General features: G+C 65.9%; 16 protein-coding genes. 4 read left to right on the top strand and 12 right to left on the bottom strand.

Annotated elements, in window-relative coordinates:
- Window positions 1-75: 75 nt before the first annotated feature.
- The gene (locus JNO54_RS14270; RefSeq protein WP_204144786.1) at window positions 76-1,017 is read right to left on the bottom strand and encodes an alpha/beta fold hydrolase; all 942 of its coding nucleotides are present in this window, start codon (window positions 1,015-1,017) and stop codon (window positions 76-78) included.
- 130 nt (window positions 1,018-1,147) lie between these two features.
- On the opposite strand from JNO54_RS14270, the gene JNO54_RS14265 reads away from it, so the two are divergent.
- Window positions 1,148-1,768, top strand: coding sequence for a TetR/AcrR family transcriptional regulator (locus JNO54_RS14265; RefSeq protein ID WP_204144785.1), 621 nt, complete (start codon window positions 1,148-1,150; stop codon window positions 1,766-1,768).
- A 316-nt stretch (window positions 1,769-2,084) separates the two neighbouring features.
- On the opposite strand, the gene JNO54_RS15080 is transcribed toward JNO54_RS14265, so the two are convergent.
- Complete coding sequence (locus tag JNO54_RS15080; protein ID WP_204144784.1) at window positions 2,085-2,645, bottom strand: GNAT family N-acetyltransferase; 561 nt, start codon at window positions 2,643-2,645, stop codon at window positions 2,085-2,087.
- Here JNO54_RS15080 and tcmP point away from each other — a divergent pair.
- On the top strand, window positions 2,634-3,764 hold the full coding sequence (gene tcmP / locus JNO54_RS14255; RefSeq protein WP_204144783.1) for a three-Cys-motif partner protein TcmP: 1,131 nt from the start codon (window positions 2,634-2,636) through the stop codon (window positions 3,762-3,764). The genes JNO54_RS15080 and tcmP overlap by 12 nt on opposite strands.
- On the opposite strand, the gene JNO54_RS14250 is transcribed toward tcmP, so the two are convergent.
- Complete coding sequence (locus tag JNO54_RS14250) at window positions 3,751-4,497, bottom strand: DUF5131 family protein (protein WP_204144782.1); 747 nt, start codon at window positions 4,495-4,497, stop codon at window positions 3,751-3,753. The genes tcmP and JNO54_RS14250 overlap by 14 nt on opposite strands.
- A gap of 454 nt (window positions 4,498-4,951) precedes the next feature.
- On the opposite strand from JNO54_RS14250, the gene JNO54_RS14245 reads away from it, so the two are divergent.
- Together JNO54_RS14245 and JNO54_RS14675 are read left to right on the top strand one after the other, a co-directional pair.
- Window positions 4,952-5,539 (top strand): recombinase family protein, encoded by a 588-nt coding sequence (locus JNO54_RS14245; protein WP_204144781.1) that lies wholly within the window; start codon window positions 4,952-4,954, stop codon window positions 5,537-5,539.
- Window positions 5,540-5,742: 203 nt separating this feature from the next.
- Window positions 5,743-6,351: a winged helix-turn-helix transcriptional regulator gene (locus JNO54_RS14675; protein ID WP_233703997.1), complete on the top strand. Its 609-nt coding sequence runs from the start codon at window positions 5,743-5,745 to the stop codon at window positions 6,349-6,351.
- Between the two features lie 496 nt (window positions 6,352-6,847).
- Here the strand turns inward: JNO54_RS14675 and JNO54_RS14235 are convergent, their stop codons facing one another.
- The 9 genes from JNO54_RS14235 to JNO54_RS14195 all read right to left on the bottom strand — a co-directional run bounded on the left by JNO54_RS14235 (window position 6,848) and on the right by JNO54_RS14195 (window position 14,342).
- On the bottom strand, window positions 6,848-7,327 hold the full coding sequence (locus JNO54_RS14235; RefSeq protein WP_233704000.1) for a PaaI family thioesterase: 480 nt from the start codon (window positions 7,325-7,327) through the stop codon (window positions 6,848-6,850).
- 5 nt (window positions 7,328-7,332) lie between these two features.
- Window positions 7,333-7,701 (bottom strand): hypothetical protein, encoded by a 369-nt coding sequence (locus JNO54_RS14230; RefSeq protein WP_204144779.1) that lies wholly within the window; start codon window positions 7,699-7,701, stop codon window positions 7,333-7,335.
- A gap of 65 nt (window positions 7,702-7,766) precedes the next feature.
- On the bottom strand, window positions 7,767-8,006 hold the full coding sequence (locus JNO54_RS14225) for a hypothetical protein (protein WP_204144778.1): 240 nt from the start codon (window positions 8,004-8,006) through the stop codon (window positions 7,767-7,769).
- 260 nt (window positions 8,007-8,266) lie between these two features.
- Window positions 8,267-9,934 carry a class I adenylate-forming enzyme family protein gene (locus JNO54_RS14220; protein ID WP_204144777.1) on the bottom strand — a complete coding sequence of 556 codons (1,668 nt, stop codon included), beginning with the start codon at window positions 9,932-9,934 and terminating at the stop codon, window positions 8,267-8,269.
- Window positions 9,935-9,956: 22 nt separating this feature from the next.
- Complete coding sequence (locus tag JNO54_RS14215) at window positions 9,957-10,724, bottom strand: enoyl-CoA hydratase-related protein (protein ID WP_204144776.1); 768 nt, start codon at window positions 10,722-10,724, stop codon at window positions 9,957-9,959.
- Between the two features lie 2 nt (window positions 10,725-10,726).
- Complete coding sequence (locus tag JNO54_RS14210; RefSeq protein ID WP_204144775.1) at window positions 10,727-11,506, bottom strand: citryl-CoA lyase; 780 nt, start codon at window positions 11,504-11,506, stop codon at window positions 10,727-10,729.
- A gap of 59 nt (window positions 11,507-11,565) precedes the next feature.
- The gene (locus JNO54_RS14205; RefSeq protein ID WP_204144774.1) at window positions 11,566-12,732 is read right to left on the bottom strand and encodes a thiolase family protein; all 1,167 of its coding nucleotides are present in this window, start codon (window positions 12,730-12,732) and stop codon (window positions 11,566-11,568) included.
- A 21-nt stretch (window positions 12,733-12,753) separates the two neighbouring features.
- Window positions 12,754-13,899: an acyl-CoA dehydrogenase family protein gene (locus JNO54_RS14200; protein ID WP_204144773.1), complete on the bottom strand. Its 1,146-nt coding sequence runs from the start codon at window positions 13,897-13,899 to the stop codon at window positions 12,754-12,756.
- Window positions 13,896-14,342: a MaoC/PaaZ C-terminal domain-containing protein gene (locus JNO54_RS14195; protein WP_204144772.1), complete on the bottom strand. Its 447-nt coding sequence runs from the start codon at window positions 14,340-14,342 to the stop codon at window positions 13,896-13,898. The genes JNO54_RS14200 and JNO54_RS14195 overlap by 4 nt, the downstream gene beginning before the upstream one ends.
- Between the last annotated feature and the right edge of the window lie 22 nt (window positions 14,343-14,364).

The following is a 14,364-nucleotide window of genomic DNA, read 5'->3' as shown; positions in this document are numbered from 1 at the left end:
CACGTGGTTGTGTGACTGCTGGTGGCAAGCGCTTGGCGTGCGGGAGCCGCGACGCTTCGTCTGCGGGATGCTCTTTCAGCGCTCGGCTGCGGCCCAGAACGTGTCGAGGAGTGTGTCGAGCGGGATTGCCTCCTGCATCGGCAGGGAGTGGGTGGCGTGTTTCCAGACCTGAATTTGGCCGTCGGGAAGCAGTTCTTGGGCGCGGTCGAGGGCGCTCTCACCGCCGAAGAGGGAGTCGGCGCCCGCCACGGCCACGTACGTCGGCATGGTGAGTCGACGTATCTCTGCGTCGGAGAGCGTGGAGGGAGTGGGGAGCTGCGCGGAGAAGTGCTTGCTGCCCGCCTCGATCATCAGCGCGACCGGGTCATCCCCGCCGTCCTCGCCGCCACCGATCTGGGCGAGCGCGTGTTTGCGGATGCCGTCAGGCATACCCGGGAGTGTGGCGACGGTGGCCCACCAGAGCATCTTGACCGGTGGGTACCCGAACGTGAAGACGGGCTCCATCAAGGTGAGTGAATGCACCCGTTCGGGATGCGCCCTGGCGTACGCCGCAGCGGTGGCGCCGCCGAAGGAGTGCCCGACAAGGTGAACGCCGTCGGGGGCCACTTCTGCCAGGACCTGGTCGATCCAGACAGCCTGGTCCTCGAAGGACCTGAACGGGGTGGACTGGACGGACAGGCCGGCGTCCCCTAGCGCGTCGAAGGCGAGGACCCGTCGCTCCTTGGCGAAGCCGGCCAGGTTCGCCTCCCACATCGGTACCCCAGACGACCGGCCAGGAACCAAGGCCACGGGCACCGTATCGGCGGTCTCCGGACTACTCCACTCGTATACCCGGACCACCCCGAAGTCGGTGCGGACATCATGCGTGGCCGACGGTGCCGGGAGTTTGGCCATCGCATCGCTGTAATGCTTGACGTACTCGGTGCGACCCTCCTCGGAGCGGAAGAAGCCGACCTCTGGTTCGCCGGCAAAGGTGCGGTAGATACTCCACGCACCGGCCACGGTCAGCAGGATCACCAGGCACTTGCCCAGCCGACGGGTCCAGCGGCGAGCCCGGCGGGGGCGCTGATCCGGTGTGGGCGCAACGACCATTTGTTGCGGTATGTCCATACTGCATAGTTTCACGGTACGGATATATTGTAAAGCTGTGCCGAAGCGAGTGGACCACGAACAGCGTCGAGCGGAGATCATCGTCGGTCTGTGGGCGGTGATCAACGGGCGGGGGATCGAAGGGGTGACCTATCAGGCGGTTGCACAGGCGACCGGGATCTCGGTGGGCCGGATCCAGCACTACTTCGCCTCCAAGGACGACCTCATCCTGGCCGGATGCCGCGCCGTCGTTGAGCGCGCCTCGGACCGGTACGCCAACCGCGCCGCCTCGCTCGAGCCTCACGAAGCGCTCCGGGATCTGCTCGCCGAACCCATCCCACACACGACATCGTTCCGCCTCGGTGTCGCCGTCTGGTACGCGTACCTGGTCCGCGGTGGCATCGATCCCGCGATCGGGGCGATCATCGCCGAGTTCGCACAGGGGACGATCAAGGAGGCCCAGACGCTGCTATCCGCTATGGGTACGCCACGCGATCAAGTGCCCCGTGAGGCGCTGCGACTAGTCAGCCTGAGCAACGGACTGACACAACGGGTGCTGATTGGGGCAGCATCGGCGCAGGAAGCGTTAGAGGTGCTAGCGGCGGAGATCCCTGTCGTGCGTAACGCCCCTACGTCCCCGACCTTGAGCCCCTCTCCCAGTCGCCCGAAGTCGCGATAGCGCACATCGGCATCGCCATGAGGCAAGCTGACGCTGCGCCACGCAGCGGCCGATCGCACAACTGGCAACGTGTCGACATTGTCGGCAACCCACGTCACCGCGAGGGGACTGATCGGAACGTCGAAGGCGGCCGTGCAGAAGACCTCGGACACCTGTGCAGGCGACTGCTGTCGAGATGCAGCGAAGACTGCACACGACACGCGGCCTAGATTGCACAGGACCCTCCTTGCGGATGGCGTCGTGCAAAGTACCGCGGCGGAGCTGCTCGACCATCGCGGGGCCATGGCCGCTGGTCATGCCCCGCAAGGGGATCCGCCTACGGGATGCGCGCTAGGTGTGTAACCCAGAGGCCAGGCACCACTTCGGTGTCGTTCAACTGCTGGAATCCCAGCCCCCGATACAGCGTGCGTGCGGGCAGATTGGCCCGTCCGGTCGACACGGTCGTGCGGCGATGCCCTGCCCGAAATAGCACCGCCTGGACGAGCTTCCGTCCAGCACCGCGGCGGTGAACCGCCGGATCGACAACCAGCCGGTCGATGTCGACGCCGTCGGCGTCCTCGGCCCGCGCCACCGCTCCGATCAAACGACGGCCATCGTCGAAGGCACCGAGCCAACTCAGGCGCGCCGCACGAAGCTCCTCGACCTCTTCATGCAGCGCCGGGATGCGGTCATCTCCAATCAGAGACGCCTCCACCCGGTAGGCGGCGCGCTGAATGGCGAGGAGCCTCCCCGTCGCCGGTAGCCCCGCTCCGTCCGAACATTCGCATAGCCTGATCACCCAGCGCAGATCACTTCGGGGGCAACAGGCGTGTCCAGCAGCAGCACCAGCACCAGCAAGTTTCACAAAAGCCGGAAATCGGCGGCCGTGCTGAAGCACGCCATCATCAACCAGTACGCGACGCCCTTCGCCAGTAAGACTGGCAGCAGGTCGCTGGACCACCGGGTCACCTTCATCGACGGGTATGCCGGAGCTGGACGGTACGACGACGGCGCTGAGGGCTCGGGCGCCATGTTGCTCCGGAAGGCTCACGAGCTGGCGGCGATGAGCTCCCCCCGTCAGGTCGAGCTCCACTTTGTCGAGCAGGACCCTGTCACAGTCGCCAAGTTGCGCAAGGTTGTCGCAGCCGACGGCAACGGCCTCACGGTCACGGTGGATGACGGGGACATCTCCGTTCACCTGCCGAAGCTCCTCAGGGCCGCGGATGGCATCCCCCTGTTCGCCTACCTAGACCCATGCGGCCTGATCATCCCCATGGACGAGGTCGTGAGCATCTTCAACCGCCCTGGCGGCACGGCGCCGACCGAGGTCCTGATCAACCTGACCGCGCACCTGCGCCGGTTCGCGGGCATGCTGACAAGTGACAACCCCATCGAGGCATCGCTGAAGCGCGTTGACGCCGTCTGCGGCGGTGACTGGTGGCGGGACACCTGGCTGGAGAAGTGCGCGAACAAGGACGCCTCGGAGGACGACAAGGTCGCCGCCGAAGAGGCGGTCGTGGAAGGCTACGCCGCCAAACTCCGGGACTGCCTAGGCGGTGGAGTGGGAACCTGGGTCATCGATGTCCGCCCACGCGCGGACCTCAAGCCGCTCTACTACCTCGTCTTCGCGACACGGCACATCGACGGGATGCTCACCTTCGGTGAGTCGGCGTCCCTGGGGCTCCAAGAGTGGCGGAAGTACCACGCCAAGCTGGCTGCCGAGAACACGTTGTTCGCGGAGAACGACGCGTGGGAGAAGCACTGGAAGGTCCAGGAGGAACTCCTCAAGAAGCAGTGGGTCGAGACGCTCGCGGAGCGGATCACCGACGAGCTCGCGAAGGGCGAGGCCTTCCGCATCATCGACAAGCCGGAAGAGATCCTCGGCCAAGACCTCGTGGGCGTCGTCCGCACGCTGCATGTGCGCGCAGCCTTGAAGAAAGTGCTGGACGATGGCAACACATCGACCGACCCGAAGGGCAAGAGCGACCTGCTCACCCTGAGGATTAAGCCTGCGTAGGCACCGGCATCTCGTCCCAGAGCTGACCGTCGAGTTCCCGCCCGTTGCTCTTGGGTGTGCGTCCACCCCATTGCTTGAAGAAGAACGCTACGCCCTGCTCGCGGCAGGAGTCGCGAAGCTCGCGCACCCAGGTCGGGTCAAGGGGACGGTGGTTGGCTCCGCTCTCCCCTCCGGCGATCAGCCAGTGCATCCCAGCGAGGTCGAGGCAGGCAAGCGAGCCGAGGAGCGGCTCGGCGGACACAAAGCGGGTCGCGGCGGGCACTCGGCGCAGGTCATCGATGCGCCAGAGCTGGTCGGTTGTCTCCACGCTGACGCCGAGCCACACGTTGCTTGGCCACGGCAGTTCGGCAGCCATACGCGCCGCACGACGAGGCCGTTTGGTGAGCAGTTGGTAGGTGTGTCGCGGCGTCTCCTCCATGACTTGAAAGACCTCGCGGATGAACGACGACGAAATTCGCGCGTGGAAGAGGTCGGACATGCTGTTGACGAAGATGACGCGAGGCGACGCCCACCGGCGTGGGATGTCCAACGCGGATGGGTGCTCGGTGATTGCGAAGCCGGGGCCGCTTGTGCGCGGGTCGCCGTCCTCCTGGTACTTCGGGTTACCCATCGCTTTGAGTCGCTTGGCCAAGGTGAGGGCGTAGCAGTTGTCGCATCCCGGGCTGATGCGATCGCAGCCGGTCGTCGGGTTCCACGTGGCTTCCGTCCACTCGATGCCGCTACCGTCCGCCATGACAACAAGGTATGCCACTCGCTACCGACAGCCCGCGAAGGCTCGGTGCTTCGCGCGCCGGTGAAGCTGACCCGCTCTCTGCCTCGCGGACGACGAAGCAGGTGGCTCTGCAGAGGTACATCATTCTGGGCGGTATGCAGCGGTCTCGCGTCGGTCAAACGAAGGTTGCCGCAGGCTAAGTCCGAGGGTCGGGAGCAGGTCGCAGCGCCTGCCGAAGTTCCCGGAGGCATTTCGTCGCCGTTTACCCCGTCCGGACCTTTCACCGGGACGGGGACGTCTTGCGACACGGTGGTGGCGTCTCAGGAAACTACAGGTTGATGAGACACGATCTAACGTCGCTGCCGAGGACCGAGCTCTCGCGGTTCTGCGGCTGCAGGCGTGTCTCGGAAAAGCGTCTCGACGAGAAACGTCTCAGACGACATCACCGGAAGGGTTTCTGAGGCAGGATGGGTGGGTGAGACTTCTGGGGTACACGAGGATCAGCACGGCCAGTCAGGACGCGCAGTTGCAGTTGGACGCGCTGACCACGGCCGGGGTCGAGGCTCGGGACGTTTTCTCGGACGTCACCTCGGGCAGCAAGAACGCAGCGCAACGTCCAGGGATGCGCCGACTCCTGGAGTACGCCACCCCTGGAGACACGGTCGTGGTCTGGCGAGTGGACCGGCTGGGACGCTCACTGATCGACGTGCTGAACACTGTGACCCTGCTGCGCGAGTCCGGCATCGGCATCCGCTCCATCCAAGACGGCATCGACCCAGCCACCACCAGTGGACGGCTGATGCTGAACATGCTCGCCACCTTGGCTGAATACGAGCGGGAGCTGATCACAGAACGGGTCAATGCCGGCATCGCCGCAGCCAAAGCCTCCGGCACCCAGTTCGGGCGACCCCGCGTGGAGCCAGCCGTGATCGCCGAGAAGCTCGCGATCGTCAACGATGCACGCGCCAAAGGACGCACCGCCACAGACGCGGCCCGACTCGTGGGCTGGTCCCGCGCCACGTTCTACCGCCACAACGCCACCGCCCAGTCACAGGACTCCTGACCGCGCCAGATACCCGCCAGGGCTGAATATCAACGAGCCATCGGCCTTTGACAGCCAGTAGCGCCGACAACCTTGGCTGGACGCGACATCATGCCGCACGGCCTCAGCGGCGGAGTGTGCCCAACCAGAATCTTCGCATCCTAGATAGAAATCGCGTTGCTCCAATTTAGAGCGCTTCTCGACAGCATCCTCAGAGGTCGCCGATGCCGCGTGAGCAGTGGCGGACCTTCTCCTACGACCATCAGGGCGAGGACCCGCGCATCGTCGAGTTCTTCTCGCTGCAGGACCTCAAGGGTTCTGTCTACTTCGGTGGAGAGTTCACCAAGCTCAAGCACATCGCCGACTTCGAGTGGGACCTGCTCGTCATCGACGAGGCCCACGAGGGTGTGGACACCACCAAGACCGACGTCGCCTTCAACCAGATCAAGCGCCCGCGCACTCTGCACCTGTCGGGGACGCCGTTCAAGGCGCTGGCCAAGGGCACGTTCTCCCAGGAGCAGATCTTCAACTGGACCTACGAGGACGAGCAGACCGCCAAGGAGTCCTGGCCGGACACCGGCGAGGAGAACCCCTACACGGCGCTGCCACAGCTGAACCTGCTGACCTACCAGCTCTCGAGGATGATCACCGATCGACTGGCCGAGGTGGAACGCGCCTCCTCCGCCACCACCGTGCACTACACGCTGACGACCAAGGGCCAATCCCTGGCGCCGGTGATCGAGTCCATAGCCCAATGGGCTGCTGCGTGGGAACCTACAGGATCGACCAGCTCGGCGCAGGGCCGCAGCGTCGCGGACTCGCGACGTCGGTGAGCAGACCGACCACGAACGCTGTCGCGCCGAGCTCGCGAGAAGTGGATCCGCTTGTGGGACTCCTCCTCCACTCGAGCCACCGGCTCTGGAATCTCCTCAAAGTTTTGGGGGACGCTGCCTGACCTGCGTGAACGCAGCGCGGGGCACCACGTCCCCCCCGCCATTCGACGGTTCGGGGGGACGGATGCGGGGACGCTGAGCCGCCACGCTGCGGCCCGTGACCAAAGTCAGCAGCGCCAGAGTGTCCAAATCGTGCGCGTCGCGGTTGCTTATCCGTGGCGTGAGGATGTTGCGACAACTCTCGCCCCGCGCCGCGCGGTACGTAAAGGCACGGTCATGGTCGGGTGCCAGGCTGGTCCTCGTTCCTCAGGTCGGGGGTGCTCGATTGTCTTGGGGTAGCGGATGGCGCCTTCGACGTTGAGTCCGAATAGGTGCGGCGTACGTCGCCGCCGGTGGCGTGGACCTCGTGCAAGTACGGCGCCCGACAATGTGCCCGTCATCGCGGCATGCCCTGGTTGAAGTGGGTCACATCCACCGAAAGGAAGAGGGCCGAGGCGAAGGCGACACGTGACCCTCCGAGCCGCTTCATGTCGGCTTCCATGAAGAGCTTGCGCCCTTCTGTGCGGGTGACCTTGGCCGCAAGGACGTAGGTGGTGCCGAGGATGACTGGTGAGTCGTAGAGCACCTCGAGCTTCCGGGTCACCGCAGGACCGCCCTTCAGGTAGAGCAGGAACCCGAAGAGGTCGTCGAAAACGGTTGCTACGGCACCGCCGTGGGCGATCCCGGGGGCGCCCACGTGGCGTTCATCGAAGACGTGGGTCGCGTGTACCCCCTCGCCTCGACGATGGACGGTGAGGTGGTGGCCGTGTGGGTTGTCGGGGCCACAGGCGAGGCAGTGGGTGTGGTGTGGCGGAAGCTGAGCACCATCAGCGTGCGGCCGAAACTTCTCGTTCCAGCTGGCGAGGAGTTCCTCCATGCTGCTCACAGCGGCTCAGCCCGCCGCTGGTCGCGACTGCCAGGTGTCGCGAGACCGTCGAGGACCAGCTCGCTGACCGCGGCAGAGAAACGCGCTGCGTCGGCGGATGTGTCAGAGGACGGCCCCTCCACGGCCGCGCTGAGGCCAGCGACGGTGATGGCACCGAAGACACTCAAGACCACGGCGCCTGGATCGGCGACCGGGCGCAGCGACCCGTCGGAGACACCCTGAGCCAATAGTTGCTCGATCGGTTCGTAGAAGGCAGTCGGCAGTGCCGCTGCCAACTCGGGCAGCCGGGTCGCGTGTCTGAGGTCGGCGACCAGTGCCCGACACAAGGACGGGTGCTCGAGTATCACGCCCAGCTGCGCCAGCACAGCAGCCTCCAATCGGGTCCGCGCGCTTTCCTCACTCGCTACCGCAACACCGACGGCTCCGACCATCAGGCGGCCCCCGTCTTTGGGTGGACGGGTGATTCCGGGTTGGCGGCGGGAGAAGGCGTCGTCAACCCTGCGGCGGCGGTGACGATAGGCCCGTAAGCCTGGTCGAGCGCCGCCAGGATGCGGTCCAGGGGTAGGTCGTCGAAGGTGCCGGTCCCTACGTACTCCATGTGCCGAGTGCCGTCCGCGGTGAAGGCGTGCATGAGCGCGTCGCTCCGTCCGTCGAAGTCGATCGGGGTCACGAAGAGCATGGTGGCCCGCTCTCGTGGGCTCGCCGCGGACGCGATCACCTCGTGCATGAAGTCGCGGACACTCGGGTGGTCGTGATCGAGGAAGTAGGTCGGCTCCAGGCACGACCCCCGCTGTCGGCATCATCGACGCCTCAAAATGCCCAGCAGAGCCTCAACCGGAACGGAACGATCAGACCGAGCCGAACCGGATGACCGTGGCGGGCGCCTAACGCACGGTTTAGTTGTGCCCGCAGGCGACACGGTGCCTCCGATCATTGTGACGGCTCCTGGATTCCCATTCTGCGAAGCGCCAGGCTGGTCATGGCGCCGCGATCGAACTTGCCGGTCGGCGTCGCCACCCAGTCCTCGTCGGAGACGAAGATGACCTGCTTCGGGATTTTGTAGCCGGCCAGCTTGCCTCGGCAGGCCTCGCGAATTCCCTCCTCGTCAACGTCGACTTCCGGCTTGAGTTGGACGACGGCCGTGACTGCCTCCCCCCACTTGGGGTCGGGCACGGCGACCACCATCGCCTTGAGGATCCACGGAAGCTCCATCTGCAAGAAGAGCTCGACCTCCTGGGCGCTGACGTTCTCCCCGCCACTCTTGATCGTTTCCTTGAAGCGACCGCGGTAGTAGACGTATCCGCGCTGGTCGACCCAACCGTAATCGCCGCTGTGGAAGTAGCCGTCGGTGTCGAACGACTTTGCTGTCTCCTCGGGCATGTTGTAGTAACCGCTGAACAGCGCCGGACCCTTGAAGCAAATCTCGCCCGGCTGGTCGGGCTCGAGGACGCGGTTAGTGGCCGGGTCCTTGATCACCAGGTCTGTGCCTAGCATCGGCCGGCCATGGGAGAGTCGCATGACTGACTCGTCGTGGCGGTCCCGGTAGGGCAGGTATGCTTGCGAGGCGACGTACTCGCTGGAGCCGTAGATGTTCCCGTGGTGGATGATCCCCATACTCTTGATCTCGTCGTAGGACCCCGGCGAGGACCCGATCATGGTCTTGGTGAGACTGGAGATGTCGTGCATAGCGAAGTGGGGATGCCGGTTCATCATCAGGTAATGGACATCGAATCCGAACATCATCGAGATGCGCTCACGTTCGACTACTTTGAGTGCGAGGCCGACGTCGTAGAACTCCATGAGGTGCACGGTGGCGCCCCGCAGGTGCGGCATGAGCAGCGTGAGATAGCCGGCGACGTGGTAGTTCGGCGCGACGATCAGCATCTTGTCCGCGGACTCCGCCTCGATGCCGTCGGCGTACCCGGCCACCCCCACCATCAGGCTCTGATGGGTGTGCAGGACCGGTTTGGGGAAACTGGTCGTGCCGGAGGTCAGTAGCATGATCGAGAAGTCGTCCGGCCGGACTTCCGCGCTCAGGGCGGCGAAGCCCTCGGCAGAGTAGTTCTCACCGCTACGGGCGATATCGCCGAGGTCGCCGGCGAATGCATAGCGTTGCCCGCTGCGACTCTCGGCGATGACGCTGCGCAGGTGCGGAAGGGTCTCGATCGACAGTTCACCGGGCTTGGAGGCGTTGAGACCCGGCAGATGCTCCTGGAGTTCGTGCAGGTAGTTGCGACCGCGGAAGGAGTCGGTGGCGATCAGTACGTTCGCCTCGGTGAGAGACAGTCCTTCCTCGATCTCGCGGATGGTCCAGACGAGGTTGAGCGGAACCGCGATGGCCCCCAGGCGCATCGCTGCGTAGAAGACTGTCACCCACTCGGTGGTGACGCCCAGGAGAAAGGCCACTCGGTCGCCCTTACGGACCCCTGCTTGCTGCAAGCCGTCGGCAAGGGCGGCCACTCTACGCCGGAGTTGGAAGTAGCTCAGGCGCTCCTCCATGTCGGGGCCATGGTAGACGAGAGCCTCCCGGTCTCCCCCCTCGTCGCATGTGTAGTCGAAGGCCCGGTTGACGGTCTGACCAAGTGCTTCTTGATACATGGGTTCTCCTAACTGAGGATTGTTACTTGCCCGACCACTGCGGTGGACGTCGCTCCAGGAATGCGCGTGGACCCTCCTGGGCATCCGCGCTGAGATAGACGCCCTCGAACAGCTGCTCGGCTCGCGCAAAGCTGTAGGCGAGGGAGGGCTCGGCCGCCGCGTGCACCATCTGTCTGCTGGCCCGCACGGTGAGTGGTGCGTTGGCGAGGATTGACCGGGCCAGCTCGACCGCGGTGGCTCGGAGCTCGACGGACGGCACCACCTTGTTGACCAGCCCCAACTCGTAGGCCCGCGCCGCGGAGATGCTGTCTCCGGTCATCAGCATCTCCAAGGCCACACGGGGCGGGATGAGCCATGGCAGCGGAGCAGCCCAGGGTGCTCCGCGGCCCCACTTCGCCTCGCTGATGGCGAACTTCGCATGGTCAGCCGCGACACACAGGTCAGCCATCTGGGCGAGGAGGAAGCCGCCACCGAGGGCGACGCCGTTGACTGCGGCGATGACCGGCTTGTCCAGCTGGAAGTTGCGGTTGAGCTGCGGGAGGAAGTCCGCTGGGGGAACACCCAGTTGAGAGGAGGACATCTCCTTGAGGTCGCCCCCGGCGCAGAAGGCCTTGTCCCCGGTTCCTGTGATCACGGCAACTCCGGCAGCCTCATCGTCCCGGAACTGGCGAAAGCATGTCCACAGCGCGGCTCGCGCGGTGCTGTCCAATGCATTGGCGGCGTCCGGTCGATCGATAGTGATCCAGCCGATCCCGTGCTCGTCGCGCTCGTAGCGCAGCGCCTCGGCCATTCTCACACCCCCTCGCCCAGGTAGGGGACGTGCTCGTCAGCCATGTCCCACAGCACCCGCCCGAGAGGTGTTTCCTGCTCCTCGGCGATGTGGCCGACCAGGCCGGCGCAGCGACCGATGAGGGCAAAGCCGCGCACGATCCGGTAGGAGAAACCGATGTCGGACAGGACCGCTGCCACGGCACCCGTGGCGTTCACCGTGACGTGCCGGCCTTTGAGCTCGTCCATGACGCGGCTGAGTGCCTTCAAGAGCTCCGCGTGCTCGCCGCTCACACCATGCTCTTCGGCGATCTCGAGGAGCTTCGGGGTGCGGGGGTCGTCCGGGCGATGGATGTGGTGGCCGAAGCCCGGGATCGGACGGCCCGCCGCGAGCAGCTCGGAGAGCCGGTCGCGGGCGAACTCCTCGGCCGTGGTCTCGCCCCGCCGCACCAGGTCCCGGCCCTCCTGCAGCATCTGGGCCGACTCCTCCATCACCCCAAGGAAGGCGCTGCCGGCCCCGAGCAGTCCACCGGCGACGGCCGCCTGCATCGCTTCGGGGGAGCTGGAGTAGATCAGTCGGGCCGCGATCGAGCTGGGAGTCAGCCCGTGCTCCATCACCCCAACCAGACATGCGTTCACCACCGCCTTCTCGCCCTCGGTGGGGAGCCGGCCCCTCAGGTGGAAAAACACCATGCTGGTGAAGTCGGTAGACCCCATCAGGTCGTCGACCAGGCTGCGCCCGCGGATGTAGATCTGATCGACCGTTGAGGTGGCGATCTGGGTACCGATGCCAGGGTCTGTCACTGCTTCTCCTTGGATTGTTGCCAGGGGACGCGATGCCACGAAGGCCTCGCGCGTACTCGTCAAATGGCCTCGATGACCGTTGCCGTCGCCATGCCCTGTCCGATGCACATGGTCTGGAGGCCGTAGCGGACGCCTCGCCGCTGCATCTCGTGCACCAGAGTGGTCATCAGGCGGGTGCCGGAGCAGCCGGTGGGATGACCCAGGGCGATCGCCCCGCCGTTGACGTTGACCCGCTCCAGAGGGACCCGCAGCTCTCGCTGCCAGGCCAGTACGACGCTGGCGAACGCCTCGTTGACTTCGTAGAGGTCGATCTCGGAGGCCTCCAGGCGCACCCGGTCCAGCACCCGTCTGGTTGCATCGATGACGCCGTGCAGCATCATTACCGGGTCCACCCCGACCACCTGGGTGGCCAGGATCCGCGCCTGTGGTTCCAGACCCAGCCGTTGTGCCGCATCTGCGTCCCCGATGAGGACCGCCGACGCCCCGTCGGTGATCTGGCTGGAGTTCCCGGCGTGGATGAGGCCGTCCTCGGTGTACGCGGGCCGGAGTCGGGCGAGTGCCTCGACGCTCGTGTCAGGCCGGATGCCCTCGTCCCGGTCGAGGACGACCGGACCGCCGTCGCGGCCCAGCAGGTGCTCGGCCGGCTGACTCATGACGCCGAAAACCTCCTCCGCTAAGACGCCACTGTCCCATGCGCGAGCGGCTCGACGATGACTCTCGACGCTGAACTCGTCCAGTTCCTCGCGGGTGAGCGACCAGCGGCGGGCGATCATCTCTGCCGCGAGGCCCTGGTTCACGAGCTCGTAGCGCTCGGTGACGGCCGGGGAGGGGTCGACCCCGGCGGCGTCCGATCCCAGCGGGACGCGGCTCATGGATTCCACGCCGGCTGCCAGCACGAGCGACTGCTGGCCAGACATCACGGCCTGGGCGGCGAAGTTGAGTGCTTGCTGACTCGAACCGCACATGCGGTTCATGGTTACTGCGGGGACCTCCTCGGGGAGGCCGGCGGCGAGGACCGCCAACCTTCCGACGTTGCGTCCTTGCTCGCCGACAGCGTTGACGCAACCCACCAGGACGTCCTCTATCTCACGAGGATCGACCGCGTGCCGGTCGACCAGCTCGCGAAGGGTCAGTGCCAGCAGTTCGTCGGGGCGGGTGTCGGCAAGTGCGCCGTCACGTCTGCCCAGGGGGCTGCGCACCGTGCCGAGGATGTAGGCGTCAGTCATGAGCTGTCTCCTGGTGATCGTTCATCGCAGGGCCGACTGGCCCAGCAGGGCACGGCCCATCTGGAGGATTTGGATCTGTGAGGTGCCCTCGGGGATCGTCGCTTCGCGAGCGTCGCGGAAGATCCGCTCCACGGGTGATTCCTCCATCAGGCCGGCTCCACCGTGCACCTGCAGTGCCAGCGAGGCGGCCTTGTTCGCGGACTCGCCGCAGTAGTACTTCGCCATCGAGCACTCCTGCCTCGCGGAGTCGCCCGCGTCCAGGGCGCGGGCGGCGTGCATGCCGAGGAGTCGGCTGGTCTGCGTCAGGGTGGCGATCTCGACGACCATCTCCTGCACCAGTTGGAACCCACCCAGGGGTCGACCGAACTGCTGGCGGGTGGTGGCGAACTTGATCGACTCCTCGAGGGCCGCCTGGCTCAGGCCGACCGCGCCCATGGCCATGTTCAGCCTGCCGACGTTGATCGCCTTCATGGCCGTCGACAGTCCCCGGCCCACCTCGCCCAGGACGTTGTGCTCGGGGATGCGCGTGTCGTCAAACACGAGCTCACAGCTGCTCGTGCCCCTGACCGGCATGTGCGGAATGTCGTGGACGGCGTAGTCGGACTGCGTGCCGTCGACGAGGAAGGCAGTGATCCCCTTGGGTCCGGCCTCCGGGTCGACCGTGGCCATGACGATGCCGACATCGGCGTGGAGCGCGTTCGTGATGTAGATTTTGCGGCCCTGCAGCACCCAGGAGTCGCCCTCCTTGCTCGCACGGGTCCGCAGCGACCCGGCGTCGGATCCTGCGTCCGGCTCGGTCATCGCGAACCACGCACGGCGCCGTCCGGAGAGGAGGTCGGGCAGGAAGCGGCTCTTCTGCTCCTCGGTGCCGAACGCGGAGATCAGGTACGGAACGATGGTGAGGATGTTCAGCGTAGTGCGCAGCGACCCCCAGCACCGGCCGGCCTCCTCCATCAAGATGGCGAGCATCGAGTAGCTGAGGTCGTCGCCCCCGTCGTCGGGACTCACCAGGCCACCGACGTAGCCGAACTCATGCAGCGAGGGCAGGATCTCCCAAGGGAACGTCCGGGCCTGCTCGTGCTCGGCGACGAGCGGAGCGACCTTGGCGTCGAGGAAGGAACGGACGGAACGCTGCAGGTCCAGCTCTTCTTCAGTCAGCATGGTCATGTGGGGGTGTCTCCTTGATCGGGATGGGTGGTGTCGATGAGCATGGGGGTGGTGATCACCTGGACCACGGCACCCTCGTGGTTGACGAGCCGACGCTCCACGATCACGACTCCTCGGCAAGGGTCGCTGGTCGGGCGCAGCTCGATGATCTCGGCCTCGACGTGCACGGTGTCGCCGATCCGCAGGGGGTTGACGAAACGGCAGTCGACGCCGAGCAGGGCAACGAGCGACTCCTGCAGGGAGGTCGACAGGGCAGTTCGGGTGAACAGGCCCGAGGCGATCGCGGCACCGAGCAGCCCGTGCGCGATCCGGGTGCCGAACGGCGTCGCAGAGGCTGCCACCTCGTCGGTGTGCAAGGCGTTGAAGTCGCCGGACAGACCGGCGAAGCCGACGACGTCGGCCTCGGTCACCGTACGGCGCGGGGAGGTCGTGGTGGTTCCCACAGCCAGGTCGGTCAACCGGCCA

Origin of the sequence: Janibacter endophyticus (assembly GCF_016888335.1) — a bacterium.
GTDB lineage: Bacteria > Actinomycetota > Actinomycetes > Actinomycetales > Dermatophilaceae > Marihabitans > Marihabitans endophyticum.
The sequence above is the reverse complement of the archived record's forward strand: the minus strand, read 5'-3'. Positions and strand labels throughout refer to the sequence as shown.

Coding starts and splice junctions, on each gene's coding strand:
- JNO54_RS14675 (WP_233703997.1), top strand. CDS start 5,743: ATGCCGCGTGAGCAGTGGCGGACCTTCTCCTACGACCATCAGGGCGAG.
- JNO54_RS14250 (WP_204144782.1), bottom strand. CDS start 4,497: ATGGCGGACGGTAGCGGCATCGAGTGGACGGAAGCCACGTGGAACCCG.
- JNO54_RS14200 (WP_204144773.1), bottom strand. CDS start 13,899: ATGACCATGCTGACTGAAGAAGAGCTGGACCTGCAGCGTTCCGTCCGT.
- JNO54_RS14220 (WP_204144777.1), bottom strand. CDS start 9,934: ATGTATCAAGAAGCACTTGGTCAGACCGTCAACCGGGCCTTCGACTAC.
- JNO54_RS14235 (WP_233704000.1), bottom strand. CDS start 7,327: ATGGAGGAACTCCTCGCCAGCTGGAACGAGAAGTTTCGGCCGCACGCT.
- JNO54_RS14205 (WP_204144774.1), bottom strand. CDS start 12,732: ATGACTGACGCCTACATCCTCGGCACGGTGCGCAGCCCCCTGGGCAGA.
- JNO54_RS14215 (WP_204144776.1), bottom strand. CDS start 10,724: ATGGCCGAGGCGCTGCGCTACGAGCGCGACGAGCACGGGATCGGCTGG.